Annotated in this window: 22 protein-coding genes; 12 read left to right on the top strand and 10 right to left on the bottom strand. The window is 64.4% G+C overall.

Features of this window, described 5'->3' with window-relative positions:
* Window positions 1–175: 175 nt before the first annotated feature.
* Together CBM2586_RS22365 and CBM2586_RS22360 are read right to left on the bottom strand one after the other, a co-directional pair.
* Window positions 176–742 (bottom strand): TetR/AcrR family transcriptional regulator, encoded by a 567-nt coding sequence (locus CBM2586_RS22365; RefSeq protein ID WP_115664725.1) that lies wholly within the window; start codon window positions 740–742, stop codon window positions 176–178.
* Between the two features lie 270 nt (window positions 743–1012).
* A complete protein-coding gene (locus tag CBM2586_RS22360; protein WP_115689851.1) occupies window positions 1013–1399 on the bottom strand; it encodes a hypothetical protein in 387 nt (128 codons plus the stop codon).
* 338 nt (window positions 1400–1737) lie between these two features.
* Between CBM2586_RS22360 and CBM2586_RS22355 the strand changes: the two genes are divergently transcribed.
* The 5 genes from CBM2586_RS22355 (at window position 1738) to CBM2586_RS22335 (ending at window position 4693) form a co-directional block, all read left to right on the top strand.
* Window positions 1738–2664, top strand: coding sequence for an alpha/beta hydrolase (locus CBM2586_RS22355; RefSeq protein ID WP_115689849.1), 927 nt, complete (start codon window positions 1738–1740; stop codon window positions 2662–2664).
* 150 nt (window positions 2665–2814) lie between these two features.
* Window positions 2815–3099 (top strand): hypothetical protein, encoded by a 285-nt coding sequence (locus tag CBM2586_RS22350; RefSeq protein WP_010812500.1) that lies wholly within the window; start codon window positions 2815–2817, stop codon window positions 3097–3099.
* Between the two features lie 118 nt (window positions 3100–3217).
* On the top strand, window positions 3218–3910 hold the full coding sequence (locus tag CBM2586_RS22345; protein ID WP_115664731.1) for an alpha/beta hydrolase: 693 nt from the start codon (window positions 3218–3220) through the stop codon (window positions 3908–3910).
* Window positions 3911–3968: 58 nt separating this feature from the next.
* Window positions 3969–4337, top strand: coding sequence for a hypothetical protein (locus CBM2586_RS22340; protein ID WP_115691420.1), 369 nt, complete (start codon window positions 3969–3971; stop codon window positions 4335–4337).
* A 149-nt stretch (window positions 4338–4486) separates the two neighbouring features.
* Window positions 4487–4693, top strand: coding sequence for a hypothetical protein (locus CBM2586_RS22335; protein ID WP_231942590.1), 207 nt, complete (start codon window positions 4487–4489; stop codon window positions 4691–4693).
* Window positions 4694–4841: 148 nt separating this feature from the next.
* On the opposite strand, the gene CBM2586_RS22330 is transcribed toward CBM2586_RS22335, so the two are convergent.
* Window positions 4842–5969, bottom strand: a complete 1128-nt coding sequence (locus CBM2586_RS22330; protein ID WP_115691418.1) for an AGE family epimerase/isomerase — start codon at window positions 5967–5969, stop codon at window positions 4842–4844.
* A gap of 135 nt (window positions 5970–6104) precedes the next feature.
* Between CBM2586_RS22330 and CBM2586_RS22325 the strand changes: the two genes are divergently transcribed.
* Together CBM2586_RS22325 and CBM2586_RS22320 are read left to right on the top strand one after the other, a co-directional pair.
* Window positions 6105–6353: a hypothetical protein gene (locus CBM2586_RS22325; RefSeq protein WP_115664735.1), complete on the top strand. Its 249-nt coding sequence runs from the start codon at window positions 6105–6107 to the stop codon at window positions 6351–6353.
* 235 nt (window positions 6354–6588) lie between these two features.
* Window positions 6589–6867 carry a hypothetical protein gene (locus tag CBM2586_RS22320; protein ID WP_115664737.1) on the top strand — a complete coding sequence of 93 codons (279 nt, stop codon included), beginning with the start codon at window positions 6589–6591 and terminating at the stop codon, window positions 6865–6867.
* A 34-nt stretch (window positions 6868–6901) separates the two neighbouring features.
* Here the strand turns inward: CBM2586_RS22320 and CBM2586_RS22315 are convergent, their stop codons facing one another.
* Complete coding sequence (locus CBM2586_RS22315; RefSeq protein WP_115664739.1) at window positions 6902–8536, bottom strand: acyl-CoA synthetase; 1635 nt, start codon at window positions 8534–8536, stop codon at window positions 6902–6904.
* Window positions 8537–8744: 208 nt separating this feature from the next.
* Here CBM2586_RS22315 and CBM2586_RS22310 point away from each other — a divergent pair, with 208 nt between their 5' ends.
* From CBM2586_RS22310 to CBM2586_RS22290, 5 genes are all read left to right on the top strand, one after another.
* Window positions 8745–9461, top strand: coding sequence for a Crp/Fnr family transcriptional regulator (locus CBM2586_RS22310; protein WP_115664742.1), 717 nt, complete (start codon window positions 8745–8747; stop codon window positions 9459–9461).
* A 119-nt stretch (window positions 9462–9580) separates the two neighbouring features.
* Window positions 9581–10225, top strand: coding sequence for an AraC family transcriptional regulator (locus tag CBM2586_RS22305; RefSeq protein WP_115689847.1), 645 nt, complete (start codon window positions 9581–9583; stop codon window positions 10223–10225).
* Window positions 10226–10435: 210 nt separating this feature from the next.
* Complete coding sequence (locus CBM2586_RS22300; RefSeq protein WP_115689845.1) at window positions 10436–12049, top strand: hypothetical protein; 1614 nt, start codon at window positions 10436–10438, stop codon at window positions 12047–12049.
* Between the two features lie 313 nt (window positions 12050–12362).
* Window positions 12363–12995 carry a response regulator transcription factor gene (locus tag CBM2586_RS22295; protein WP_115689843.1) on the top strand — a complete coding sequence of 211 codons (633 nt, stop codon included), beginning with the start codon at window positions 12363–12365 and terminating at the stop codon, window positions 12993–12995.
* A complete protein-coding gene (locus CBM2586_RS22290; RefSeq protein WP_115689841.1) occupies window positions 12992–14830 on the top strand; it encodes an ATP-binding response regulator in 1839 nt (612 codons plus the stop codon). The genes CBM2586_RS22295 and CBM2586_RS22290 overlap by 4 nt, the downstream gene beginning before the upstream one ends.
* A gap of 32 nt (window positions 14831–14862) precedes the next feature.
* On the opposite strand, the gene CBM2586_RS22285 is transcribed toward CBM2586_RS22290, so the two are convergent.
* The 6 genes from CBM2586_RS22285 to CBM2586_RS22260 all read right to left on the bottom strand — a co-directional run bounded on the left by CBM2586_RS22285 (window position 14863) and on the right by CBM2586_RS22260 (window position 23041).
* Window positions 14863–15030, bottom strand: a complete 168-nt coding sequence (locus CBM2586_RS22285) for a hypothetical protein (protein WP_010812488.1) — start codon at window positions 15028–15030, stop codon at window positions 14863–14865.
* Between the two features lie 206 nt (window positions 15031–15236).
* Window positions 15237–15659, bottom strand: a complete 423-nt coding sequence (locus CBM2586_RS22280; protein ID WP_115689839.1) for a VOC family protein — start codon at window positions 15657–15659, stop codon at window positions 15237–15239.
* Window positions 15660–15685: 26 nt separating this feature from the next.
* Window positions 15686–16801 (bottom strand): NADH:flavin oxidoreductase/NADH oxidase, encoded by a 1116-nt coding sequence (locus CBM2586_RS22275; RefSeq protein ID WP_115689837.1) that lies wholly within the window; start codon window positions 16799–16801, stop codon window positions 15686–15688.
* A 393-nt stretch (window positions 16802–17194) separates the two neighbouring features.
* On the bottom strand, window positions 17195–18358 hold the full coding sequence (locus CBM2586_RS22270) for a T6SS immunity protein Tli4 family protein (protein ID WP_231942591.1): 1164 nt from the start codon (window positions 18356–18358) through the stop codon (window positions 17195–17197).
* 273 nt (window positions 18359–18631) lie between these two features.
* Window positions 18632–20029 carry a T6SS immunity protein Tli4 family protein gene (locus CBM2586_RS22265; protein WP_172587106.1) on the bottom strand — a complete coding sequence of 466 codons (1398 nt, stop codon included), beginning with the start codon at window positions 20027–20029 and terminating at the stop codon, window positions 18632–18634.
* A gap of 24 nt (window positions 20030–20053) precedes the next feature.
* A complete protein-coding gene (locus CBM2586_RS22260; protein WP_115689835.1) occupies window positions 20054–23041 on the bottom strand; it encodes a phospholipase in 2988 nt (995 codons plus the stop codon).
* Window positions 23042–23047: the final 6 nt, after the last annotated feature.

The following is a 23047-nucleotide window of genomic DNA, read 5'->3' as shown; positions in this document are numbered from 1 at the left end:
GTCAAGGAAAAACATTTCTATCGGACCGATAGCCATTCCCCAGGGCGGCCCTAAGCCATTGATTTTGCAACAATAGTTCGCCGGCTGACGGATGCGCGGAAGGCAAATAAAAAAACCGCCATGCGGCTTGCGCCACATGACGGCTTCAGACGCGCCACTGATATCGCGCGCAAACTCAACCGGAAACGGCAGCCATCAGCGTGTCGGCGGCGGCTTCGACGCGGTCCGACGTGCCGAACAAGCGTGCCGCGATCAGCCCGCTCTGCAGCGAGCCGAACACCACCTGCGCCAGCCTTGCCGGCGGTACCGGAAACGGCGTGCTGCGATGGGGCTGGGCACGCTCCAGCAGCCCGGCCAGCCATTGCTCGTTCAGCAGGAAGAAGCCCTGCAGCATCTTGTGGACCGATTCCGGCAGGCACAGGGTCTCGGTCGACAGCATGCCGCACAGGCAGATCTGGTCCGAGCCGCAGCTGGCGCGGAATGGTGCCAGGTAGATGGCGGCCTGCTCGGTCACCGGCAGGGTCGTATCGATGCCGTTGATGCGCTCGGCCAGGCGGGCGCTGTATTCCTTCACCGCTTCCTGGACCAGGTCTTCCTTGGTCGGGAAGTAATAGTGGATGCTGGAGGTCTTCACGCCCACCAGCTCCGCCAGGTCGCGGTAGCTGAAGCCGTTGAAGCCGCGCCGGCGGATCAGGATCAGGGTGTGCTCGAGCAACTGCTCGCGTACGGATTGGGTTTTCATGCAAGCAGTTTATCTACGCGAAGATAGACGCTCAAGTTGAAATGCCCCGGGGCTGGGGTAATTCCCTAGCCTCGGGGCACGGTGCAATACATCGGCATTAGCCAGGCAGGACCTGCGCGGCGAAGGTGATCATCGAGCCACTCGTCACGCAAAGTACCAGCCATCCGCCAAGCAACAGGATGCTGTCACGCAAACTCATGATGGACTCCATCGGACGGCGGCCACGGCCGCCATCGTAAGTTGTGGGCCGCCGGCCAGTGCCGGCAGCAATCAGGCCAGGGCGCCGTCGGTGTAGGGGTCAGCCTTGCCGACGCGCGCACCGTCCGTGTACGGGTCGAAGCTGCGGGCCGGCTCGGACGACACGCCGCTGCGGTCCAGGCCCGCGACGGTGCGGAAGCCATCCGTGAACGGGTCGGGCTTGCCGACGCGTGCGCCGTCGGTGAACGGATCGAACTTGCCGCTGCGCGCGCCCTCCGTGAACGGATCGAACTTGCCGCTGCGGGCACCGTCGGTAAAGGCATCGGCGTTGCCGACGTGATAGCTGTAGCCGTACTGGTCGCCGGCGTTGGCGTTCACGCTGGCGGCCTGCGCGACACCGCCCGCGAGCGCGGAGGCAAGGATGGCGGCGGTGATCAGGGTCTTGGCGGTCTTGGTCATGATGGGCTCCTGGGTGCGATGGGTCGGATCGCGTCAAATTCCGTGTCGGTGGCTATTCGAAGGTCGCCTCCCAGGCTCGCATCTACTAGTAGATAGATGATCGGGCCTGAAAAAAAGACCGTTCAGGTCATGCAATGGAATCGCCACATTTCCGTGCCTTCTTTCTTGCTTGCGGTGGCAGTGCAGCGGTGCCATGGACTGAATGCTATCTACTGATAGGTAGATAGTCAAGGAAAAAGATTTCTATCGAAGGAATAGCCCGCCCGCGCTGCCAGGGAAAAGCGCTTCCGAATGAGCAATTCTTCACTTGCAAAGGCCGGCCTGCTAGCCTGAAGAAGATGAATCCTGACCCCCGCCCACCTTCTCAAACCGCGCGTCACCGCTGGCTGGCTGCGGCAGCGGGCATGGCCGTGGCGGCCGGGGTCGCGCGACATCTGCTGTTTCGTGCGCTGGAGCGCAAAGCCTTTGTCACGCCAACGGATGAGACAAGGCTCGCGAAACCACCCGACAATTACACCCCTACGGTGCGGTACGACACCTTCGCCAGCGGCGACCGCATCCTGCATGCGGCCTTCATGGCGGTGGCAGACGGCGAAGCACCGGCCCTGATGGTGTGCCATGGCGACAACGAATGCCTGCCTGACTGGGCTCCGGTGCAGGCGATGCTGGCCGATGCGGGCATCGCCTCCTACGTGTTCGATTACAGCGGTTATGGGCGCAGCACCGGAAGGCCGAGCGTGCGCCGGCTGCGGCAGGATGCACTGGCTGCCTACGCGCAGTTCATCGCCGCCACGCCGCAATCGAAACGGCGCGTGGTGCTGGGACATTCGCTGGGCTCGGGCATCCTGCTCGACGTGGCGCGGCGTTTCGCGCCGCAGCCGGATGGCTATGTGATAGCCGCGGGCTTCAGCTCGGCGCGGCTGGCCGCGGTGCAGACCGGGCGCATTCCCGCATGGGCCGCGTGGCTGCTGCCGGATCCGTGGAACAACGCGGCCCGCGCGAGCAAGCTGGAACGGCCGCTGCTGGTGGTGCACAGCCGTGGCGACGTGGTCATCGTGCCGCCCCACGCGGAGCGCGTGGCCAGCGCCGCCAGGCATCTGCATGCGCTGGTGATGCACGATGCCATGCCGCATGATGCGGCCATCTTGCCGGAGCATATCGACACCTTCTGGCCGCCGATCCTGCGCTTCATGCACGCGCCCTCAACCGGCCCCGAAGCGCCATCGCAGCAAGCGCGCGATACCGGCCACATCATGGCCGATTAATCTAACGTAGAGTCCCGCAAGCGGCAATCATCCTTGTGGGCGAGGCGCCACGGCCAAGTGTCCGAGGGACGCGTTTTCGAATTCTTGTCTATATTTGTCCTCATGGCGAAAGCCCGCAAACTCGCTGTTGACAGCACTGGAGGTACTGCCATGCGTTGGCTTGCAAACTTGTTCAGTCCGCCGACCCCGGAAAAGATCGCCGAAAGGGAACTGCAAGACATGAGGCTGACGCTATTCCAGGCCGAAAGGCGCCTGCTCGAGGCACAGATGCAGGTGGCCTACTACCGCGACATGGTCGCGTTCCTTGAGGATGTCGCGGCCAAGGGCGTGGAAGACGTGGTCGACAAGCGCCGCGCCACGCCGCCGGCCATGCCCGAGTTGCCAGCGCGCACGCCGGGCCTGACCACGGTGCCGATCGTTCCGTCCGCGGCGTGACGCGGGCCCATGCCGCGGCGCTGGCCGCGGCGCGCGGCCAGGCAGGTCCGCACCTGTGCGATACTCGCGCTGCCTGACGCCCGCATGGCGCAGGCAGACCCTCCACAGGAACCGGCCCATGAGCGAACTGCTGCCCGCGATCGAAATCGAAACCGCGCCCAATCCCGGCTGCGCCGTCATCTGGATGCACGGCCTGGGCGCCGATGGCAGTGACTTCGCCCCGGTGGTGCCGGAGTTGCGGCTGCCGGCCGCGCCCGGCGTGCGCTTCATCTTTCCGCACGCTCCGGCGATACCAGTGACCTGCAATGGTGGCTATGTCATGCCGGCCTGGTATGACATCGTTTCCCTCGACCAGGCAGGCCGCCGCGCCGACGAGACCGGCATCCGCGCATCCTGCGAGGCTATTCGCGCCCTGATCGCACGAGAAAATGCACGCGGCATCCCGAGCGGCCGCATCGTGCTGGCAGGCTTCTCGCAAGGCGGCGCCATCGCCTACACCGCGGGACTGACCCATGCGGAGCCGCTGGCCGGCATCGTTGCACTATCGACCTACCTGCCCGCACCGTCGACGCTGGCGGCCGAAGCCAGCGCCGCCAACGCCAGCACCCCGGTATTCGCCGCGCACGGCACGCAGGATGAAGTCGTGCCGCTTGCGCTCGGCGTGGCGGCACGCGATTTCGTGCAGGCGCGGCCAAATCCGGTGACATGGCACACCTATCCGATGGGCCATGCGGTGTGCCTGGAAGAGATTGCCGAGATCGGCGCCTGGCTGGCTGCGCGCTTTGCGCAGGCCGGCGCCGCGCCGGCCTGATTCCTTCGACAAGACTACGATCGGCCAACGCTGCGCCGGTCCGCACCAAGCTGCAAGCATGACCCTCGCCCCACCCCGCCGGATCGATTTCAATACCCGCAAGGCGCTGCTGTTCGCGCTGGCCGCGGAGCGCCTGTCGGCCTATTACGAACACCGCAAGTGGATGACCGACGCCCAGGGCGCCACGCTGGCAGGCGAATGGCTGTCGCGCTCGAAACTGCAGTTGCCGCTGTCCGAGCGGCGCCTGCTGTCCGAGCTGAGCGACCAGTTTGCGCGCCAGCTCGCCGAGACCCTGTCGCGCGAAGCCGGCCTCTACGCCGCGCACGAGATGATGGAAGCGCTCGACCCGAAGTACCAGTCCGCATTCGCCTGCGACATGCTCGAGGAATGCGAGCGGCTGCTGCACGAGCACGGCGTTACGGAATAACGGCGACCGCCACCGAAACCTGCACGGCGGCTGCGTTTGCAAAGGTTGACAATTGCCCGGCGCACGCGCGCTTAAACTTCGCGCACTGATGACGCCCCACTGTCCGTACCATGGAACGCAAGCACTGCCTGGCCTGGATTGCGCTGAGCATGATCACAGCAGCCTTGCTGACGCTGCTGTGCCTGATCCTGAACGACCACGCCGAAACCCAGGCGCAGAAGCGCGTCGAGCAAATGGCTGTCCGCGTCAAGCCGGCAGGCGCTGGCCTGATCCAGGCCAATGCCCTTTCGCCCTCGTCGCAACGACTCCTGCCGGCCCGGCACGCCGACCGGCTGCCGCAGCCCAGCCCCCGCTGAGCTGGTTCCGGGGCGTCCCGGCCCGCAACTTCAGAACGACGACCAGGTAGTTAAGAAGGATTGCGATGCGGACCGGAGCGCGGGCTCGAGTGTAGACGCGCGCTATCCCGGCAACTGCAAAGAATTGAGAACACCCTGGCCGGTGCGGTCATGCGGCCGTTGCGGGCCATTGCAGCCCTGCAACGGCGGCCAGCGCCTGGTATGAGGTCGCCAGGTGATAGGGCGAGGTCGAGGGCATCTCCGCGCGCACCACGTCGCCGGTCGGCGCCACGCATTCATGCCAGCCTTGCGCAGACAGGAAACGGCTGCGGAATTGCCCGGCCCAGCCGGCCAGCGTGGCCAGCGACTGCGCCGATCCCTCCACCGCCAGCGCGCGCGCAAACTCGGTCTGCGCCCAGATGCGTTCGGTGCCGTCGATCCGTGCGCCGTCCGCATCCAGCGCCGCGCAGACACCCAGCGTGCCGGCGGCGACGCCGTGCCGCTGCGCGAACGCGAACGCGCGGCGCAGGGCATCCGATAGCGGCAGATCGCCGAACAGCGCCGGCCTGCCGGCCACCAGCGAAAACCATTCGAACTGGTGGCCCGGTTCGATACGGTTGTCCGCGCTGCCTTGCGGCAGCTCCGCCACGCAGCCGCTGGCGGGATCGACGAAGCGCTCGTGCACGGCCATCGCGATCTCGCGCAGGCGTTCCGCATACCACTCGTCACCGGTGGCGTCGAGCGCGGCCAGGTAGGCCTCGGTCAGGTGCATGACCGGGTTCTGCAGCACGCCCGCACCCTTGGGCCTGAAATGCCCGGTCAGCGCGGCGTGGTACAGGCCCAGTCCGTCGGCGAAGCGGTCTTCGACAATATCGACGGTTTCATCGAGCACCTCCAGCGCATCCTCGTTGCCGAAGCGCGCGTAATACGCGGCGCAGGCGAAGATCACGAAGGCATGGGTGTAGAGGTCGCGGGTGCTGTCGAGCGGCGCACCGGCCGGGTCGACGCTGTAGATCCACGCGCCTTCGCCATTGCCGAAGTAGGCCTGCAGCGAGCCGAACAGCGTATCGGCATGCGTCTGCTGCCCCGCCAGCGAAAACACGTACAGCTGGCGCGCGCACGCCATGGCGCGATAGCGCGCCGGCGGCAGCGGCGCGGCGCTGCCGCCGTCGAGCGCTTCAAAGGGCAGCAACAGGTCGGGATTCCAGCCGGAGGCGGTCCACAGCGGCAGCACGACGGCATCGTAATGCGCCGTCAGGGCGGCGATCCGTTGGTTGAACTCGGGCGAGAGAGGCATGTTCAGCGACAAAGATCCGGCGCGGCGACTGCCGCAAAGGCCGTATCTTGCCATGGCGCGCCCTTAAATCCCCCATGGCATTTGCGACGCACACTTGCTAGCATCAATGCGCCTACCTGAGAACGGGAGAGACCCATGTCGACTTTGCCTCTCACGCTGACCGACGATCACCGCACGCTGGTGCTCCATGTCCTCGAGGACGCACCGGGCCGCTTCACCTGGCGCATCGTCATGGAAGAACGCTGCGGCGCCGCCGACGAGGACTGCACGGTAGCGGCACCGGGAACCTACCGGTCCTATGCGGAAGCCGAAGCCGCGTGCTGGGCCGCCGGCAATGGCATCCTGAACGGCCCGCGCGCCGCAGGCGAACTGCGCGTCACCTGACACCGGCAGAAGATCGCGATTTACTTGCACTACGCGCCGCGTGACCTAGTCTGGAAGTGTGGCAGTGGCAACGCGGGCGATGCATTGCCCGCGATTCCTCATTCCGGCCACGTCCCGGGCACGCGCGCTGCCCGGTGCGCTTTTTTGCCACCTGCCTGTCATCTTCCTGGCCGCTACTGACCTGGTCGCCATGCCCCAAGAAATGGGTACGTTGCCAAGGCCGCAGGAGCATGCAATGGACAAGCCGGTCGTCACGCCCCAGCGTTTCGTTGAACTGATGAACGAACGCCTTACCAAGCACCCGCTGTTCCGCGAGGGCATGCGGGTCTATGCCATTCCGCAGCACAGCGACCATCCGCGCAGCCTGGTGTGCGTGGGACCGCGCGGCACCGAATGCGTATGCGCCACCATCGAGAGCATCGTGCGCGGCGAATGCGAGGTGTTCCCCGACATCGGCCCGGACTGGCACCAACCGCCCAGGACGGCAACGCCGCCCGAGATCCGGGCGCGCTGAGCGGACGCGGCGCCGGGATGGCGCCGCTTGCATTTCAGACGTCGATCGCTGAGTCCGACTTCACCTTGCGGCGCAGTTCGAATTTCTGGATCTTGCCGGTGGAGGTCTTCGGCAAGGGCCCGAAATAGACCGCCTTGGGTACCTTGAAGCCCGCCAGCAACGTGCGGCAATGCGCGATCAGTTCTTCCGCGCTGACGCTGGCCCCGTCCTTCAGTTCGACAAAGGCGCACGGCGTCTCGCCCCACTTGGCATCGGGCTGGGCCACCACCGCGGCGGCCAGCACCGCCGGATGCCGGTAGAGCGCATCTTCCACTTCCACGCTCGAGATATTCTCGCCGCCGGAAATGATGATGTCCTTGCTGCGGTCCTTGATCTTGATGTAGCCGTCGGGCATGCAGACGCCCAGGTCGCCGGTATGGAACCAGCCGCCGGCGAAGGCTGCGCGCGTGGCCTTCTCGTTCTTCAGGTAGCCCTTCATGCAGATGTTGCCGCGGAACATGATCTCGCCGATGGTCTCGCCATCGGGGGGCACCGGCTGCATGGAATCGGGATCGAGCACCGCCACCTGCGACTGCAGGTGGTAGCGCACGCCCTGGCGCGCCTTCTTGACCGCGCGGTCCTGCCCGGACAGCGTGCTCCAGTCGTCCTGCTCGGCGCACACCGCGGCCGGGCCGTAGACCTCGGTCAGGCCGTAGACATGGGTCAGCTCGAAGCCCATCGCCTCCATCTGGGCCAGCACCGCGGCCGGCGGCGGCGCGCCGGCCACCATGCCGCGCACCGGGCCGCGCACGCCCTCGCGCCACGCGGCGGGGGCATTGACCAGCGCGGTATGCACGATCGGCGCGGCGCAGTAGTGGGTCACGCCCTCTGCGCGCATCAGGTCGAACACCAGCCTGGGCTCGAACTTGCGCAGGCACACGTTGACGCCCGCGCGCGCCGCCACCGTCCACGGGAAACACCAGCCGTTGCAGTGGAACATCGGCAGCGTCCACAGGTAGACCGGGTGCTTGGGCAGGTCCCATTCGAGGATATTGGAGACCGCATTGATGGCCGCGCCGCGGTGATGGTAGACCACGCCCTTGGGATCGCCGGTGGTGCCCGAGGTGTAGTTCAGCGCGATCGCATCCCATTCGTCGGCGGGCAATTGCCAGGCGTATGCCGGGTCGCCGCCGGCGAGGAAGGCTTCGTAGTCGGTGTCGCCGAACGGGTCTGCCTGCGGGCCCAGCGCGTCGTGCACGGCAATCACCTTCAGGCCCGGCAATTCCAGCGCCATCTGCCGCGCCACATCGGCGAACTCGGTGTCGGCCAGCAGCACGCGCGCTTCGCCATGGCGCAGCATGAAGAGCAGGTTGGCGGCGTCGAGGCGGATATTCAGCGCGTTGAGCACGGCACCGGCCATCGGCACGCCGAAATGCGCTTCCACCATGGCGGGGGTATTGGGCAGCAGCGCAGCCACGGTATCGCCCCTGCCGATGCCGGCGCGTGCCAGCGCGCTGGCCAGGCGCCGCGCGCGCGCATAGGTGTCGCGCCAGTTCTGGCGCAGCGAGCCATGCACGATGGCCAGCCGATCGCCATACACCTCGGCGGCGCGGACCAGGAAATCAATGGGTGTCAGCGGCACGAAATTGGCCGCGTTGCGGGCGAGGCCGCTGTCGAAATCGGTTGGCATTGCTGGTGTCTCCGCCTTGTCGGGATCATCCCGGGTCATTCGGGCGCTGTCATTCGGGCGCCTTGCGGCGCTGTCACTTTTTCTGGCACAAGGCTATCATCGCACACGCCGGCGCACTGTCATCGAGACGACAAACTTCCCGCAAACCCGCGCCAGGCAAGGCTTACACGATTCTTACAGGATGCGGCGCGGCGCACCCGCCCCTGCCATGAGCGAACCCGCAGACCCCTCTTCCCTTGCCGCCCCGGCACCCGCCGCGATCCTTGCCAGCCATGCATGGTTCGGCGAACTCGCCCCGGCGCACCAGGCCCTGGCCGCGCGCGAAACCCTGCTGCAGTCGTTTGCCGCGGGCAGCTTCATCGCCCGGCGCGGCGAGCCCTCGCGCCACTGGATCGGCGTCGACAGCGGCCTGATCAAGCTGGCGGTGTACACGCCCGACGGCCGCGGCTGCACCTTCTCGGGCGTGCCCGCCGGCGGCTGGTGCGGCGAAGGCAGCGTGATCAAGCGCGAAGCCCGCCGCTATGACGTGATCGCGATCCGCGACTCGCAGGTGTTGCTGGTGCCCGAGCCAGTCTTCAACACACTGCTGGCGCAGAGCCTGCCCTTCGCCAGCTTTGTCGTGCGCCAGCTCAACGAGCGCATGGGCCAGTTCATCGCCACCGTGCAGAACGATCGCCTGCTCGGTGCCGACGCGCGCGTGGCGCAAGCCATCGCGCAGCTGTTCCATCCGGACCTGTATCCGCGCACCAGCCCGGTCCTGGAGCTGTCGCAGGAAGAAATCGGCCTGCTCACCGGACTGTCGCGCCAGCGCGTCAACCAGGCGCTGCGCCGGCTCGCCGATGCGGGCATGGTGCACTTGTCGTATCAGAGCATCCGCGTGACCGACCTGCCACGGCTGCGCCACTTCGGGATGTCAGAGCTGTAACGCGGCAGCCGCCGGGGCTGGAACTGGCTTTAAACGGGATCTTCACGGCCTTGCGCCGGCCGCCGAATCCTGCGACAGTTACCCGCCGCACCGCCGCCAGCTTCCGGGTAGTCTTCCGCATGCCGCTTGTCAGCCGTCACCACGTCCGCTTTGCCCGCCTGCGCTTTCCCTTTGCCGTCCATGTGCAAGCCCTGCACGGCACGGCCAGCCTGCGCGACGCCAATGCGCGGCGCGAAGTGCGCCCGGGCGACCCGTTCGTGGTGCACGCCTTCGCCCACTTCGACTGCGACCTGCCCGGTACCTGGCAGCAACCCTGCGCCATCGTCCTGACTGCGGTACCCGACAGCGACTGCCCGCGCCTGGCCGGCAAGCCCGCCGAGCGCCCGTGGTCGCGCCAGTTTGCCGGCCTGGTCTTTTCCCGCCCCGAAACCGACTGGAACGCCGAGCGCCTGGCCGCGCAATGGCAAGTGCCGGCACGCCTGGTGCGCGCGCGGCTCTTTGCCGAGGGCGAAGCGCTGCATCCGCTGCTGCGCGAACAACGTGCCGCCTTGGCACTGCATGCACTCGCCAGCGCCAGCGGCCTGGTGCCCCCGCTGGACGAGTTGGCCGCACATGCGGGCCTGCGATCCGCCAGCGCGCTGGCACGCGGCTGGCACGACTGGTTCGGCATCGATGCCGAACGGCTGGTCGAGGATTGCCGCGCCGATGACCGGGCGCCCGCATCACGGCCGATGTGGCCGGGGTTGGCCCAGGCGGCAGCCTGATCCGGATTTCCTCCCGTGGCGGCACGCCAGCCGCCACGCCTCGTGCACTTTGTCAATCACCTCAACGCGGGTTGGGCAGGTTAAGGCATATCACGCAAAATCGCGGCCGCAGGGCGGGTCAGCCTCCCTGCGGGCGGGTGTCCTGCATGAGCCAGTGTTCCACCCACGCAGCGCCCTGCCATGACAAAAACCACAGAGAACAATACAGGGATGAAAACAAAACATCTGTTTTTGACGGGTCTGGCGGCGGCCGTACTGACGGCCTGCGGAGGCGGCGGCGGAGATTCGACGCCCACCACCAACGCGCCCACCGCCACGAAAATCAGCGGTACCGCCGCCGTGGGTGCCGCGTTGGGGGGTGCCACCGTGCAGGCCAAATGCGCAGCGGGCAGCGGCACGGCCACCACCGCCGCAGACGGTACCTTCACGCTCAGCATCGAAGGTGCCACGCGCCCGTGCGTGCTCAGCGTCAAGACGCCTGACGGCACCACGCTGCATTCGGTGGTCGAGGCCGGCACCGGCACCACCGCCGTGGCCAACATCACCCCGCTGACGGAACTGGTGACCGCATCGCTGGCACAGGGCAGCACCACGGCCTTCTTCGACCAGTTCGACGCCGCCGCGCAGGCCACGCTCACTTCCGGCAACCTGACCAGCGCCACAGAGGCGGTGCGCCTGGTGCTGACCGGCGTGGTGGACCTGACCAGCGTCGACCCGCTCAAGGATCCGCTGGTTGCCGCCAACGGCGCCAACGCCGGCAATGCCCAGGACAAGCTGCTGGACCAGTTGGGCGATCGCCTGGAAGCGTCAAAGACGACGCTGGGCGAACTGTCCTCGGCAGTGGGCTCCAATGCCGGTGCGGCGGCGGTCCAGACCGCGCTGCAACCGGCGGCGGCGAGCTGCGCCGGGCTGAAGACGGGCAAGTACCATGTGATCGGACTGGGCTCCGCAGCTGCGGAAGCCGGCGACCTCGACGCCGCCGCGCTCAAGCTGCAGGTCGGCAACGAGACCGTCCCCTTCACCGCCGTTGCCAACGATGACTGCCGCTTCACCGTGCCGGGCGCGAACGGGACCACCAACACCGTGATGGTCGCCAAGTCGGGCATCGCACTGGCCGTGCCGCCCGCGGGCCCGATGAGCGATCTGCCCACCCTGCTGCTGCCCGCACAGGCCGTTGCCCTGGCCGAGCTGGCGGGCGACTGGAACGGTCTCGGCATGGAGCGCGACAACAGCGGAACTCCCTACGTATCGCGCCGCGTGAGCTTCAGCATCGATGCCGCGGGCAAGCTGACCAAGGGTGCCGACTGCTCCGGCGTGAATACCTGCGAGGCATGGCTGCCTGAAGAACTGCCGACGCTCAGCGTCAACGCCGACGGCAGCTTCAAGATCAGCGACAGCTTCGGCTCGCAGCTGGCCTATGCATTCAAGGGCACCGACGGCCAGGTGACGGTCGTCATCAGCCACGACGATGGCTTCATGCTCGCCGCCAAGCAGGTGGTACGTCCCCTGCCGGTAGTGGGTGCGACCAACTCGTACTGGGACACGGTCATGTTTGGCGGACTGGTGCCCACGCTGCAAAACGCCGGCACGTGGTCGACCGTCGTGACTGTGGTGGATGCGCAGACCGGCAGCTACACGCGCAAGCGCGTGGAAGACGGCCGCCTGGACAGCTGGAAGGTTAACAGCCCGGCCAACGGCCTGCGCTACCGTGCCGCCACCAGCGGCGCTTCCGAAATGATCTCGCTGATCCCGGGCAATACCGGGCTGAGCCTGGGCATCGCTGCCAACGGAGCGTTCTACGATATCTCGGTGAACCGCCCGTAACCGTAACACCGGGCGCCAGTTCAGGCGCCTTGCATGCGGCTTACACGAAGCCGGCACCGCCCCGCGCTGCCGGTTTTTTCATTCACGCCAGCCCCGCAGCCGCTTGCCAGCAAAAAAAATACCCACAGCCGGGTGGTAGTGGGTAACAAAAGTGGTGCGGGCACGTCGCGGAACTGCCCACGACTGGCATCTTTGCACCAGCTTTCCCGCGCGCCAATAATCTTTCCGGACTAGTTGCGCCCCCACGCCGGTTGCATGGACAAGCGCCGGCGAATCTTGTTCAATGGATCGCCCCTCGCACCGGCTATCTTCAATGCCCCACGCCCGCCTGCTGCTGATCGACGACCACACCCTGTTCCGCACCGGCCTGCGCCTGGTGCTCGCCGACAGCCCGAGCGTGGCCCATATCATCGAGGCCGGCTCGGTCATGCAGGCGGTGCAGGACCACGGCGGCACGGCGGTCGACATCGTGCTGCTCGACATCCAGATGCCGGGCCTGAACGGCATCGAGGGCGTCAAGGTGTTGCGCCGGCACTTTGGGGCGGCGCGCATCCTGATCGTGTCGGGCACGTCGGGCCTCGAAATCATCCCGGCCGAGGTGCGGCGCGAGATCGCGGGTTTCCTGCCCAAGTCCGCCGACGCGCACGAGATCGAGGAAGCCATCGCGTGCTGCCTGGCCGGCGGCACGTATTTTTCCGGCGAGGCCAAGGCCGTGGCGTCGCCCCAGGCGCCCTACGCTGCCAGCACGCTCACACCGCGCCAGCTCGAGGTGCTGCATCAGCTGACCCTGGGCCGCTCGAACAAGGTCATTGCTTACCATATGGGCCTGTCGGAGAACACCGTGCGCGTCCATGTCGCGGCCATCCTGGATCACCTCGGCGTGGTCAGCCGCGTCGAAGCCATCCTGGAGGCACAGCGGCGCGGCCTGGTGCAGGCGGTGCGATGACGACGGAGACCACCGGCCCGGCCGCCCCTGCGCGCAGGCCGCTGCGCTGGCTGCCCCGCTACGATGAGCCGCGCCTGCTTGCCGCGCAGATGAACCTGATCGACCAGAGTTTCGGCTGCGCGATGGCGGGCTGTTCGCTGGCTGCCATCATCCTGGCCGCAGGCCTGACCCTGAACGGTGACCGCCCCGGCGCACTGCCCTGGGCGGGCGCGATGGTACTGGTTTGCGCCGTGGCGTACTTTGGACGGCTGCGGTTGCCGGAGCGGCTGACCGAAGCCGGCGCCACCCGCTATGCGCACGGCATGACCGCCATGCTGGTGCTGATCGGCGCGCTGTGGGGACTGGTGGCCTGGCTCTACCTGGACGTGCGCATGCCGGCGGTAGTGATCTGCATCCTGTCGCTGATTGCCGGCATGAGCGCTGCCGCCCTCGCGGTATTCTCCGCATGCCTGCCGGTGGCCATCGGCTTCTTCGTGCCGGCGATCGTACCGGTATGGATTGCCTTCCTGGCCACCGGCGATATCGAATACCTGCCGATGTTCCTCGGCACGCCGCTGTACCTGTTCGTGCTGCTGGTGTTCGCGCGCAACTATGCGCGCGTGGCGCGGCAATCGATCGCCCTGCGCTTCGAGAACGTGGAACTGATCTCGCAGCTGCGCGAACAGACCGCGCGCGCCGAGGCCGCCCAGCACGCGGCCGAAGAAGCCAGCCGCGCCAAGTCGGTGTTCCTGGCCTCCGCCAGCCATGACCTGCGGCAGCCGCTGCACGCGATGGGGCTATTCCTGGTATCGCTGGGCCGCACCTGGCTGGATGAACGCCAGCGCCAGTTGCTGGCGCATATCGAAGCCTCTTCCGGCGCCGCGCGCGAGATGCTGAACTCGCTGCTGGACTTCTCCAAGCTCGAGGCCGGCGTGATCACGCCGCGCGCGCGTGCGTTCCGCCTGCAGCCGCTGCTGCACAAGCTGGAGAACGAATTCGCGCCGCAGGCCGAGGCGCGCGGGCTGGTGTACCGCACGCGGGATACCACCGTCACGCTGCATGGCGATCCCACCCTGGCCGAGCTGGTGCTGCGCAACCTGATTGCCAATGCCATCCGCTATACGCAACGCGGCGGCGTGCTGGTGGCCTGCCGCAAGCGTGGCGCGCGCGCGACGATCGAAGTCTGGGACACCGGCATCGGCATCCCCGCCGCCCAGCACCGCGCCATCTTTCGGGAATTCCACCAACTCGGCAATCCAGAGCGAGACCAGCGCAAAGGACTCGGGCTGGGCCTGGCCATTGTCGAGGGCCTGGCGCGCACCATGCAGACGCGCGTGACGCTCGTGTCCAGCCCCGCGCGGGGCTCCGTGTTCCGCTTCGACATGCCGCAGGCCTGGGAGTCGCCCGAAGAGAGCCCGTCCCCGCCGGCGGCGCGCGCACTCGACGGGCTGCGCGTGCTGGTGATCGATGATGACGAGGCCATCCGCAGCGCGATGTCCGAACTGCTGTCGGCCTGGCGCTGCGAGTGCCGCACGGTCGAATCCGAAGAACAGGCACTGGCAGCGCTGGCGGAATTCACGCCCAGGCTGGTGCTCGCGGATTACCGGCTGCGCGGCCACCATACCGGCCAGCAGGCACTGGACGCGATCCGGCAGCGGCTGGGCCGCCATGTGCCGGCCATCATCATCACGGGGGATACTGCGGCGGACCGCCTGCGCACCGCACATGCGAGCGGCACCGCATTGCTGCACAAGCCGGTGGTGCCGCAGGAACTGCAGGCGGCCATCGGCACCCTGCTGCGGGAATTCCCGGCGCAGGTCAAACCCGCTGGGAACCGCCAGGCGGCGGCCAAGTGAACGACGCCCCGGTCACGCCGGGGTCAGCGCCATCAACCGCCCGAATGCAGCGGCGACAGCGAATAGGCCAGCACCAGTCCCGCCACGATCGCCGGCGATCCGAGCCTGATCGCCGTGCTGCGAGACAGTACGCCCAGATACACATACAAACACACCAGCACCATCGCAGTCACATACAGCAGGCTGTCATAGACTTGCATGGACGTCTCCCTTGCCATTGTTCTTATTGCTTTACTTCGGTGGGCTGCCGACGGGGCGGGATGCGTGGGGTATTGCGGAACTGCGTGGGGGCGCTCCGTCGACAGCATGCTATGGCTGTCTGTTCAAAGGATAGTCCGCACTTCGGCGGCGTGTGGCAATTATGGAAATCCCTTTGCGGCACTGCACCAGCAGCGATGCAGTCGACTTAATCGGCCGACAGCATCTCGGGGTTCCAGGCGATTTCCCACAGATGCCCGTCCGGATCGTGGAAGTAGCCGGCGTATCCGCCCCAGAAGGTGTCCTGTGCCGGCTTGACCACGCTGGCGCCGGCGGCCAGTGCCTGGGCCATCACCGCATCCACCTCGCCCTTGTCGGCGACGTTATGGGCCAGCGAGAAATCGGTCAGCGCGCGCGACGTTACCTGCAGTCCGGCGTCATGCGCGAGGCTGGCGCGTGGCCATAGCGCCAGCTTGAGACCCGCCTGCAGGTCAAAGAACGCCACCGCGCCGTGCTCGAACTGTTCGCCGACAATGCCCGCGGTAGGCAAGCCAAGGCCGTCGCGATAGAAGCGCACTGCACGCTGCAAGTCATCGACACCCAGCGTGATCAGCGTAATTCTCGGTTTCATGGCTGTCCTCCACTATCATCAACCGCCTAGCGCTGGCCAAACGCCGCACCGGCGAACAGGTCCTTCAGTTCGCGCGGCTGCGAACGCCAGTATTGCTTTGGCGCCTGCACGCTCGCACCCAGCCGCGCTGCGGCATGCCAGGGCCAGCGCGGGTCATATAGCATGGCACGGGCCAGCGACACCGCGTCGGCCTCCTGGTTGGCGATGATGGCTTCGGCCTGTTCCGGCTCGGTGATCAGGCCTACTGCAATCGTCGGCAGGCCCACCTCAGCCTTCACCCGCTGCGCGTAGGGCACCTGGTATCCGGGCCCGAGCTTGATCGCCTGCTGCGGCGAGACCCCACCGGTGGTCACGTGGATCGCCGCGCAACCGCGCGCCTTCAGCGCCTTCGACAAGGCTACTGTGCCATCGATATCCCATCCTCCCGGCACCCAGTCGGTCGCCGAGATGCGCATCCACACCGGCCGCTGCGCCGGAAACGCCTCGCGCACCGCGTCGAACACTTCGATGGGAAAGCGCATGCGGTTCTCCAAGCTGCCGCCGTATTCGTCGTCCCGGTGGTTGGCCAGCGGCGACAGGTACTGATGCAGCAGATAGCCATGCGCGGCGTGGATCTCGATGCCATCCAGCCCAAGCCGCGCCGCGCGCCTTGCCGCGGCGACGAAGTCATCACGCACCTTGTCCATGCCTTCGCGATCCAGCGCCACGGGCGCGACTTCCCCAGCGCCGTGGGCCACCGCTGAAGGTGCCACCGTGTGCCAGCCACCGGGTGCATCCGGGGCGATCTGCTGGCCGCCATCCCACGGCGCCTGGCTCGATGCCTTGCGGCCGGCGTGCCCCAACTGGATCGCGATGGCGATCGGCGAATGCGCGCGCATCGCGTTCACCACGCGGCCCAGCGCCGCTTCGTTGTCATCCGAATACAAGCCCAGGTCATGCGGCGTGATCCGCCCTTTCGCCGACACCGCGGTGGCCTCGACAATCAGCATGCCCGCGCCCGACAGCGCCAGCGAACCCAGGTGGATCATGTGCCAGTCGCCCGCATTGCCGTCGTGCGCGGAATACTGGCACATCGGCGCGATGGTGATGCGGTTGGCAAGGGTGAGGCCGCCGATGGCGAGCGGCTCGAACAGATGGCTCATGCGTGGTGCTCCTTGCGGGGATCTTGCTGCCCTGGGGGGGTAAGAACCCTGATTCTAGGCCGATGAAGGGGTTGCTGCAGGCAGTGGCTTTAGGGCAGGCGCAGCGCGCGCCGGGATCCCTGCAAAATCGCTGTCGAAGGGTCTGCCCGCCGCGCCCGCGCTGGCTGCGGCGTGGGGCACCGTCCCATGGCCAACAACTCCCAGTTCAGGCACGTATTACACAGGACGGATTGCAGCACGCGCGGCAACAGGGTGCCGGCGCCCGCGATGCCCAGGCCCAGCCTGAGAAAGATGGTGTCATATCAGGGAAATGTTGGCAGAGTTCAGCCGGTGCCCTCGCCTAGCGGCGGAAACCCCAGCAAATTTGGTGGCAATTAGGTTGCTTGCCCCCCGCTATTGCGCGCCCACCAACTCCGGCATCGGCGGCGTCGTCGGCCGCAGTCTAATGCTCTTGAGCAATGCATCAAGCCGCGGCCGGGCCTGTTCATACGGTGGCGCGTCCGTCGTCAGTTTGGGGTAGGCCGCGCGCGCTGCAGACTCCATCGTTACCTCGATGGTCGGCAAGATTTGAGAGCCCGCCCATCCGCCGTATCCGGTGTACACGTGATAGCCCTCGCGCGGCGGCTGGCCAGGACGCTTGGCCTCCACCACGATGCCGCCCTGCTCCGAGGTCAATGCACCGATCTTGGCGGGACGGGGACCTAAACGTTGTTTCACCGTTGTGTTCTCAGGCAGTTGGCTCAGGATCCCTGTCGCCGAGCGGCCTGTTGCATTCAGGATCGTGGTTTCCGATGCCCCACCGCCGGGAATCGAAGCAACGCTGAGGGTGTAGATCACTGCGGGGCTGTCGGCAAAGCGGAAGGAGGTGGAAATCTTGTTGCCATAGGTGCCGTCGTCGCGCAGGAAGGCATAGGGTAGGCAGAAGCCTCGGTCCTTGGGGATCTCGTAGAGGTCTCGAGGCTGGAGTTGGCTGATCAGTTTGCGCAGGGCGTTCTCTGCGACTTGCCATTGGGCTTCGGTCGGCTCGACATAGTTCTCAAAACCTCGCAACATCGATTGGAAGGCTACAATGTGTTTGCCCACGACAATTGCCCCCCTCAGGTACGGTTTGGCGGCCTTGAGATTTGCGCGAAACGCCGCACTGTCGGGGCGGCGCAAGTCGATCGCCTTCCGATACTGGCCAGATTTTATATCTGCAAGCTCTTTTTCAAGTCTTGCTCTTTCTTCGGCTACGTGCTTCTTGATCTCCGGCTCAAGGAGTTCCGGTCGCCTCCTGTACATGTCTTCCGTTTCCTTCTGCAGCTCCAAGGCGCGCCTCAGCCCGCTGAGGGCCGCAGTGTTCATCGTCTCCCTGTACTTCAGGAACTCGTCGCGTAATTCAAGAGTTTGAGGACCATACACGGCGAATACCGTTTTCAGTTCCTGAGACTCAATTTCGAGGTGTCCTTTACCAGTGCCATTGCCAAAATGTTGAAACAATCGTTCAAACGTCCCCATTTCACTGGTTTCGGATGGAATCGCCCATTCCAGCGGCAGTTGCTCTGACGTGTCGAACATTAGTCTACCTAGGCACTCTGACTTATGACCAGTAGGCTTAATATAGGTTGGCGCTGTAACTGCCAGCCGATCTTCACGGCTTGGACTCGGTATCTCTACACGATTGCCGAAGCGATCAGTACCCATCGTGGTCTTGGGTTCGCGCGCCTGTCCGCTTTGCCCGCATGTGGCCATCGTTATGGCCGCCAGACACACTAGGCCAAAATGCCATGCATGCTTGGGCCTCAATTCTGGATCCATTGCCATTTTTGAATTTGCAACTTGGTCACCACACTACTGGATGCCGACCAACTCCGGCATCGGCGGCGTCGTTGGCCGCAGTCGAATGCTCTTGAGCAAGGCATCCAGCCGTGGCCGGGCCTGTTCATACGGTTGCGCGTCCGTCGTCAGCTTGGGATAGGCAGCTCGCGCTGCAGTCTCCATCGTCACTTCGATGGTCGGCAAGATCTGCGAGCCCGCCCAACCGGCAAATCCGGTGTACACGTGATAACCCTCCCGCGGCGGCTGGCCAGGACGCTTGGCCTCCACCACGATGCCGCCCTGCTCCGAGGTCAATGCACCGATCTTGGCGGGACGGGGACCTAAACGTTGCTTCACCGTTGTGTTCTCAGGCAGTTGGCTCAGTATGCCGGTCGCCGAGCGGCCTGTTGCATTCAGGATCGTGGCTTCCGATGCACCACCGCCAGGAATCGAAGCAACACTGAGCGTGTAGATCGCTGCCGGGCTGTCGGCAAAGCGGAAGGAGGTGGAGATCTTGTTGCCATAGGTTCCGTCGTCGCGCAGGAACGCATAGGGCAGGCAAAATCCGCGACCCTTCGGAATCTCGTAGAGATGACGTGGCTGGAGTTGGTTGATCAGATTGCGAAGGGCGCCCTCGGCGACTTGCCATTGAGCCTCAGTCGGATCCGTGAACGGCGGTATACCTCTGAGCATCGACTCAAAGGCAAGTAAATGATTGCCCAATATGATTGCCCCGCGCAGGTATGAAACTCCACCGCGCCGCTGATCATGGCGAAACGCCATACTATGAGGACGGCCGAGGTCAACCACTTTACGGTATCTATCGGCCTTGAGATCAACAATAGCCTTCTCTGTTTTGGCAATCTCCGCGGCAATATTTGCCATCGTATTGGGCCCCGGAGGATTCGGCCGAAAACGTTCCTCCTTCTCCTTCTGCGCCTTTAATGACCGCAAAGAGTTTCGCAACAAAGCTTCATTCTCCACAGCCCTATAAGTGAAAAATTCATCACTCAGTTCTCGCGAAACTGGTCCATATACTGCAAACACAGTGCGCAGCTCTTCAGTCTCGAATTGAATGTACCCCTTTCCAGTGCCATTATCGAAACGTTGAACAAAGCTATCGAATGTACCAACTTCACTAGTTCTGAATGAAACTGCCCATTCAACGGATGCTCCTTCCGGCACATCGAAAACCAGCCGCCCTAAGCATTCCATGCGCTGTCCTCCAGGAGAGACATACCCCGGTGCTGTAGCCGCCAATCTATCTTCGCGACTCGGATTTGGGATCCCAACCTGGTTTCCAAATCGATCAGTACCAATTGCCTCTTTTGGTTCTTGCGCCTGGCCACTTTGACCACATGCCGTTAGAGTCGCGGCCACTAAGAAAATGGCGCGGAGTCCGAGGACACGCTTGAACATTTTGGTCTGCATTAAACACTCATCCTAAATTTCCACTCAACTATTGGTTCTATCCGGCAGGAGCGCGTTCAATGCCGCCATTTGCTGCATGGCGTCCCCCTCACTTTCGGGCCAGATATTAGCAAGCGTAGTTAAGTTCATTCCCGAATCGTTGTTCTCCCCCCGCATCCACATGACCGGCAAGGCCACGATGAAGCCCCGGACACCAACAGGCGCACGTTCACGTAATAATAATTTAGCATCCCAAGTGAACCCCTCGTCGCGCGGTTCGGGAGCACGCCAGAATCGTTCATTGAACGGCATATAGCCACGTAGTTCGCTATTATCCTTATTCCACGTCGGCCATATAGATGTCGGCTCATCCAACTGAGGCAGGAAGGGAAACGCATTTTGGTATGCGATCGCATTGTCTCGCGCTAGCTCCTGAATCGACTCCCACGTCATTCTTGCGGCCGGCTGCTCAAGGCAGGATGCTAGCTTCCCGGAGGGTGCTGCCCCTCCCATTAACCCAAAATGCTTCCTCCACAATGCTTTGCGTAGATTGCAAGGGAACGTGCCGACAGGCTGCGGATGCCGACCGTCCAATTGCATCGGAGTCGACTTGTCATCATGAACGACTATAGCCAACTCTGAATCCCGATCACCGAGCTGACTGCGATCATTAATGTTCGCGCTGCCTAAAACAACCACACGATCATCAGCGATTAGAAGTTTGCTATGAACATAGATTTGTTCTGTCACCGGCCGACCGCCAAATTTATCCCAATTCCGTAAATTGAGTAACGTTAGATATTGCGACCATTCGTCTCGAGAAATCTCTCTGTCAAGCACCTGCGACCTTGCCGAATTTGCAACTTCCCTCGCCCTCTTCACCTCCATCTTCCGCTCACGCACATACTTCATTGCCAACAGCGCACGCCGAATTCGATTCACCAGACTGTGACTGCCAAACACCAGCGACTGCATCGTCAAATGCTGCTGCGTCATGATGTTGATCGTGTCCAGTGTCCCTTCCGGATGCACAGGCAGCACCATGTAGACATGGAACGGCTTGCCATCGTAAATGGCACGCGTAATACGATCACCCAACGCCTTGCAAATCGGATTCTTCAGGGACTTTTGAGACGGTCCCAGTGCAGCAAATCCGGCAATTTGGGCTTGCGTGGCCATGACCCGCTTCAGGTCATTGACGAAATCTGCACCGCCTCCCTTGATGTCCCGCTGGACATCGTCGAGCTGGCTCCATTTGAGGGACTTGTGAATCTGTCCGGGCGGCACGCCAAGTATGCCAAGTTGCGCTGCATATTTCCGATATCCCGGTGAGCCTTTGACGTCCATCAACGCATGCATCGGTCCTGACGCTGGGGCACCGCCGTCCGCCTCCGCGTCCCCGATCATCGTGCTGCCATAATCGGACTGAAAAAACTGACCCTCGATATAGATAAAATGTGACGCGCCTTCGATGTTCTTCAGCATTGCGCTCAGGCAGCTGCTTTCCGCAACGCTCGGCGTAGTCTTATCCGCCTCTCCCGCAGCTTCCGCCACCCGCATCTTCTTCGGGGCGCTTCGTAGGACCTGGATCCAGCATGACCCCGGAAGGGTCTTGGACCGTGCGGGCCGGTGTGCAGCCCCGATGCGGGGCGCCTTCAGACGCGCCGTGATGCCGAGTTGCCGCAGCAGCGCGTCGACCGTTCTGCCATCGCTGCGCTCATACTGCAGGGCCACGCCATTCCAGCGTCGAACAAAATTGCGGCTCAGGTCATAAACCGATGGCCCTTCGATTCGGCAATGTACGTCATGCCAAGGCATGCGGGGCTGTACGCTGCTGTCAGGGCACTTTCCGCCGGCTGGCAAAAGTTTCCCCAGTTTCTCCAGGTTTGCGTAGCACTGCTTGCGCTGGCTGCCTTCCGCCTGCAGGGCGAGCACCAGGCGCACGACAAAGGCCTGGATCGTATCGGCTGTATCTTGCAGCAGGCTGGGAGGCAAGCTGTCGAGGGTGGCGCCATTCAGCCACGCCATGAGGGCGGTGGTTGCATCGGCCAATTGCGCGCCGCCGTATTCCCGCAATTTTTCCACCTTGGTCTGCAGGGTGGCGCCCAACTGCTGATAGGCCCACTTGCTTGCATCGGCTGCGGTTTCCTGGGCCACGTCGATGACCTTGTCCTGGGCCTTTCGCACGAATTCCGGTACGACGTCGCTGGTGACCCACCAGTCAGAGATCTGCTTGTTGACGTCCTTGACCTTGTCTCTCGCCGCGGAATACACGTCCATCGCTCCCGCCAGCGGCTTCATTGGTGCGGAAAACAGGAATTGCGCCGCGCGACCGGCCTTGTTATCGAAGCAAGCCGCCACCAGTTCGGCGCGTGTCAGGTATGCCGTTTGTTCTACGCTGCTGAGGCTATGAATCGGCGGCACGCAACTGTTATAGAACTCACTGCCCTGCCGCCCGTCTGCCTTGAGCGAATACTTGCCATCGTCGCGCCTGCCGTAAGCGAGGTCGATGCCGCCCACGAACGCAAACTTGTTGTCGATGACCACCAGTTTCTGGTGATGCGAGAAGGCAATGCCCAAGGCGCCAGGCTGATCGCATTGCGACACGGCCGGCAAGACGAAGGCCCGGGGCGCCGGCAGACCGGCGTTGAGCTGGATCACCGTTAGCGCAGTTTCCAGGTCCCCGGTATCTACGCCAACCTTGGGAGACATCCATGGCATGACATAGACACTGGCCCCGTTCCTGACCGCGGTACGCAGGCATGTCCAGAGCGTTTTCTTGCCGGTCAGCACGACATCGAAGTTGACCTGCCAGCCGGTGACGAAAACACTGGACCGCGCACCCTCGATCGCCGCCGCAACGTTGTCGAAGTACTCGGTGCCCGTGACAAAGAACTGCACCGCATTGCCCTTCAAGGGCTCGGAGAAGACATCCTTGCCGTGCACGAAGCAGCCGGGCGCAGAAGTCGCCGTCTTTGCGGCCTTCTGGTCTTCACCAAGGATCTGATACACCTGCTTGTCTGGCGCACCCATAGCTTC

Origin of the sequence: Cupriavidus taiwanensis (genome assembly GCF_900250115.1) — a bacterium.
Classification (GTDB): domain Bacteria; phylum Pseudomonadota; class Gammaproteobacteria; order Burkholderiales; family Burkholderiaceae; genus Cupriavidus; species Cupriavidus taiwanensis_B.
Note: the sequence above shows the minus strand (reverse complement) of the source record. Positions and strands in the feature narration are given on the sequence as shown.

What these genes read in the sequence shown, in the direction of transcription:
- CBM2586_RS22290 (WP_115689841.1), top strand. Translation starts at nt 12,992, where the DNA reads ATGACGACGGAGACCACCGGCCCGGCCGCCCCTGCGCGCAGGCCGCTG.
- CBM2586_RS22340 (WP_115691420.1), top strand. Translation starts at nt 3,969, where the DNA reads ATGACCCTCGCCCCACCCCGCCGGATCGATTTCAATACCCGCAAGGCG.
- CBM2586_RS22265 (WP_172587106.1), bottom strand. Translation starts at nt 20,029, where the DNA reads ATGCAGACCAAAATGTTCAAGCGTGTCCTCGGACTCCGCGCCATTTTC.
- CBM2586_RS22320 (WP_115664737.1), top strand. Translation starts at nt 6,589, where the DNA reads ATGGACAAGCCGGTCGTCACGCCCCAGCGTTTCGTTGAACTGATGAAC.
- CBM2586_RS22270 (WP_231942591.1), bottom strand. Translation starts at nt 18,358, where the DNA reads ATGTTCGACACGTCAGAGCAACTGCCGCTGGAATGGGCGATTCCATCC.
- CBM2586_RS22285 (WP_010812488.1), bottom strand. Translation starts at nt 15,030, where the DNA reads ATGCAAGTCTATGACAGCCTGCTGTATGTGACTGCGATGGTGCTGGTG.
- CBM2586_RS22310 (WP_115664742.1), top strand. Translation starts at nt 8,745, where the DNA reads ATGAGCGAACCCGCAGACCCCTCTTCCCTTGCCGCCCCGGCACCCGCC.
- CBM2586_RS22365 (WP_115664725.1), bottom strand. Translation starts at nt 742, where the DNA reads ATGAAAACCCAATCCGTACGCGAGCAGTTGCTCGAGCACACCCTGATC.
- CBM2586_RS22355 (WP_115689849.1), top strand. Translation starts at nt 1,738, where the DNA reads ATGAATCCTGACCCCCGCCCACCTTCTCAAACCGCGCGTCACCGCTGG.
- CBM2586_RS22325 (WP_115664735.1), top strand. Translation starts at nt 6,105, where the DNA reads ATGTCGACTTTGCCTCTCACGCTGACCGACGATCACCGCACGCTGGTG.
- CBM2586_RS22315 (WP_115664739.1), bottom strand. Translation starts at nt 8,536, where the DNA reads ATGCCAACCGATTTCGACAGCGGCCTCGCCCGCAACGCGGCCAATTTC.
- CBM2586_RS22360 (WP_115689851.1), bottom strand. Translation starts at nt 1,399, where the DNA reads ATGACCAAGACCGCCAAGACCCTGATCACCGCCGCCATCCTTGCCTCC.
- CBM2586_RS22280 (WP_115689839.1), bottom strand. Translation starts at nt 15,659, where the DNA reads ATGAAACCGAGAATTACGCTGATCACGCTGGGTGTCGATGACTTGCAG.
- CBM2586_RS22345 (WP_115664731.1), top strand. Translation starts at nt 3,218, where the DNA reads ATGAGCGAACTGCTGCCCGCGATCGAAATCGAAACCGCGCCCAATCCC.
- CBM2586_RS22275 (WP_115689837.1), bottom strand. Translation starts at nt 16,801, where the DNA reads ATGAGCCATCTGTTCGAGCCGCTCGCCATCGGCGGCCTCACCCTTGCC.
- CBM2586_RS22295 (WP_115689843.1), top strand. Translation starts at nt 12,363, where the DNA reads ATGCCCCACGCCCGCCTGCTGCTGATCGACGACCACACCCTGTTCCGC.
- CBM2586_RS22330 (WP_115691418.1), bottom strand. Translation starts at nt 5,969, where the DNA reads ATGCCTCTCTCGCCCGAGTTCAACCAACGGATCGCCGCCCTGACGGCG.
- CBM2586_RS22300 (WP_115689845.1), top strand. Translation starts at nt 10,436, where the DNA reads ATGAAAACAAAACATCTGTTTTTGACGGGTCTGGCGGCGGCCGTACTG.
- CBM2586_RS22335 (WP_231942590.1), top strand. Translation starts at nt 4,487, where the DNA reads ATGATCACAGCAGCCTTGCTGACGCTGCTGTGCCTGATCCTGAACGAC.
- CBM2586_RS22260 (WP_115689835.1), bottom strand. Translation starts at nt 23,041, where the DNA reads ATGGGTGCGCCAGACAAGCAGGTGTATCAGATCCTTGGTGAAGACCAG.
- CBM2586_RS22350 (WP_010812500.1), top strand. Translation starts at nt 2,815, where the DNA reads ATGCGTTGGCTTGCAAACTTGTTCAGTCCGCCGACCCCGGAAAAGATC.
- CBM2586_RS22305 (WP_115689847.1), top strand. Translation starts at nt 9,581, where the DNA reads ATGCCGCTTGTCAGCCGTCACCACGTCCGCTTTGCCCGCCTGCGCTTT.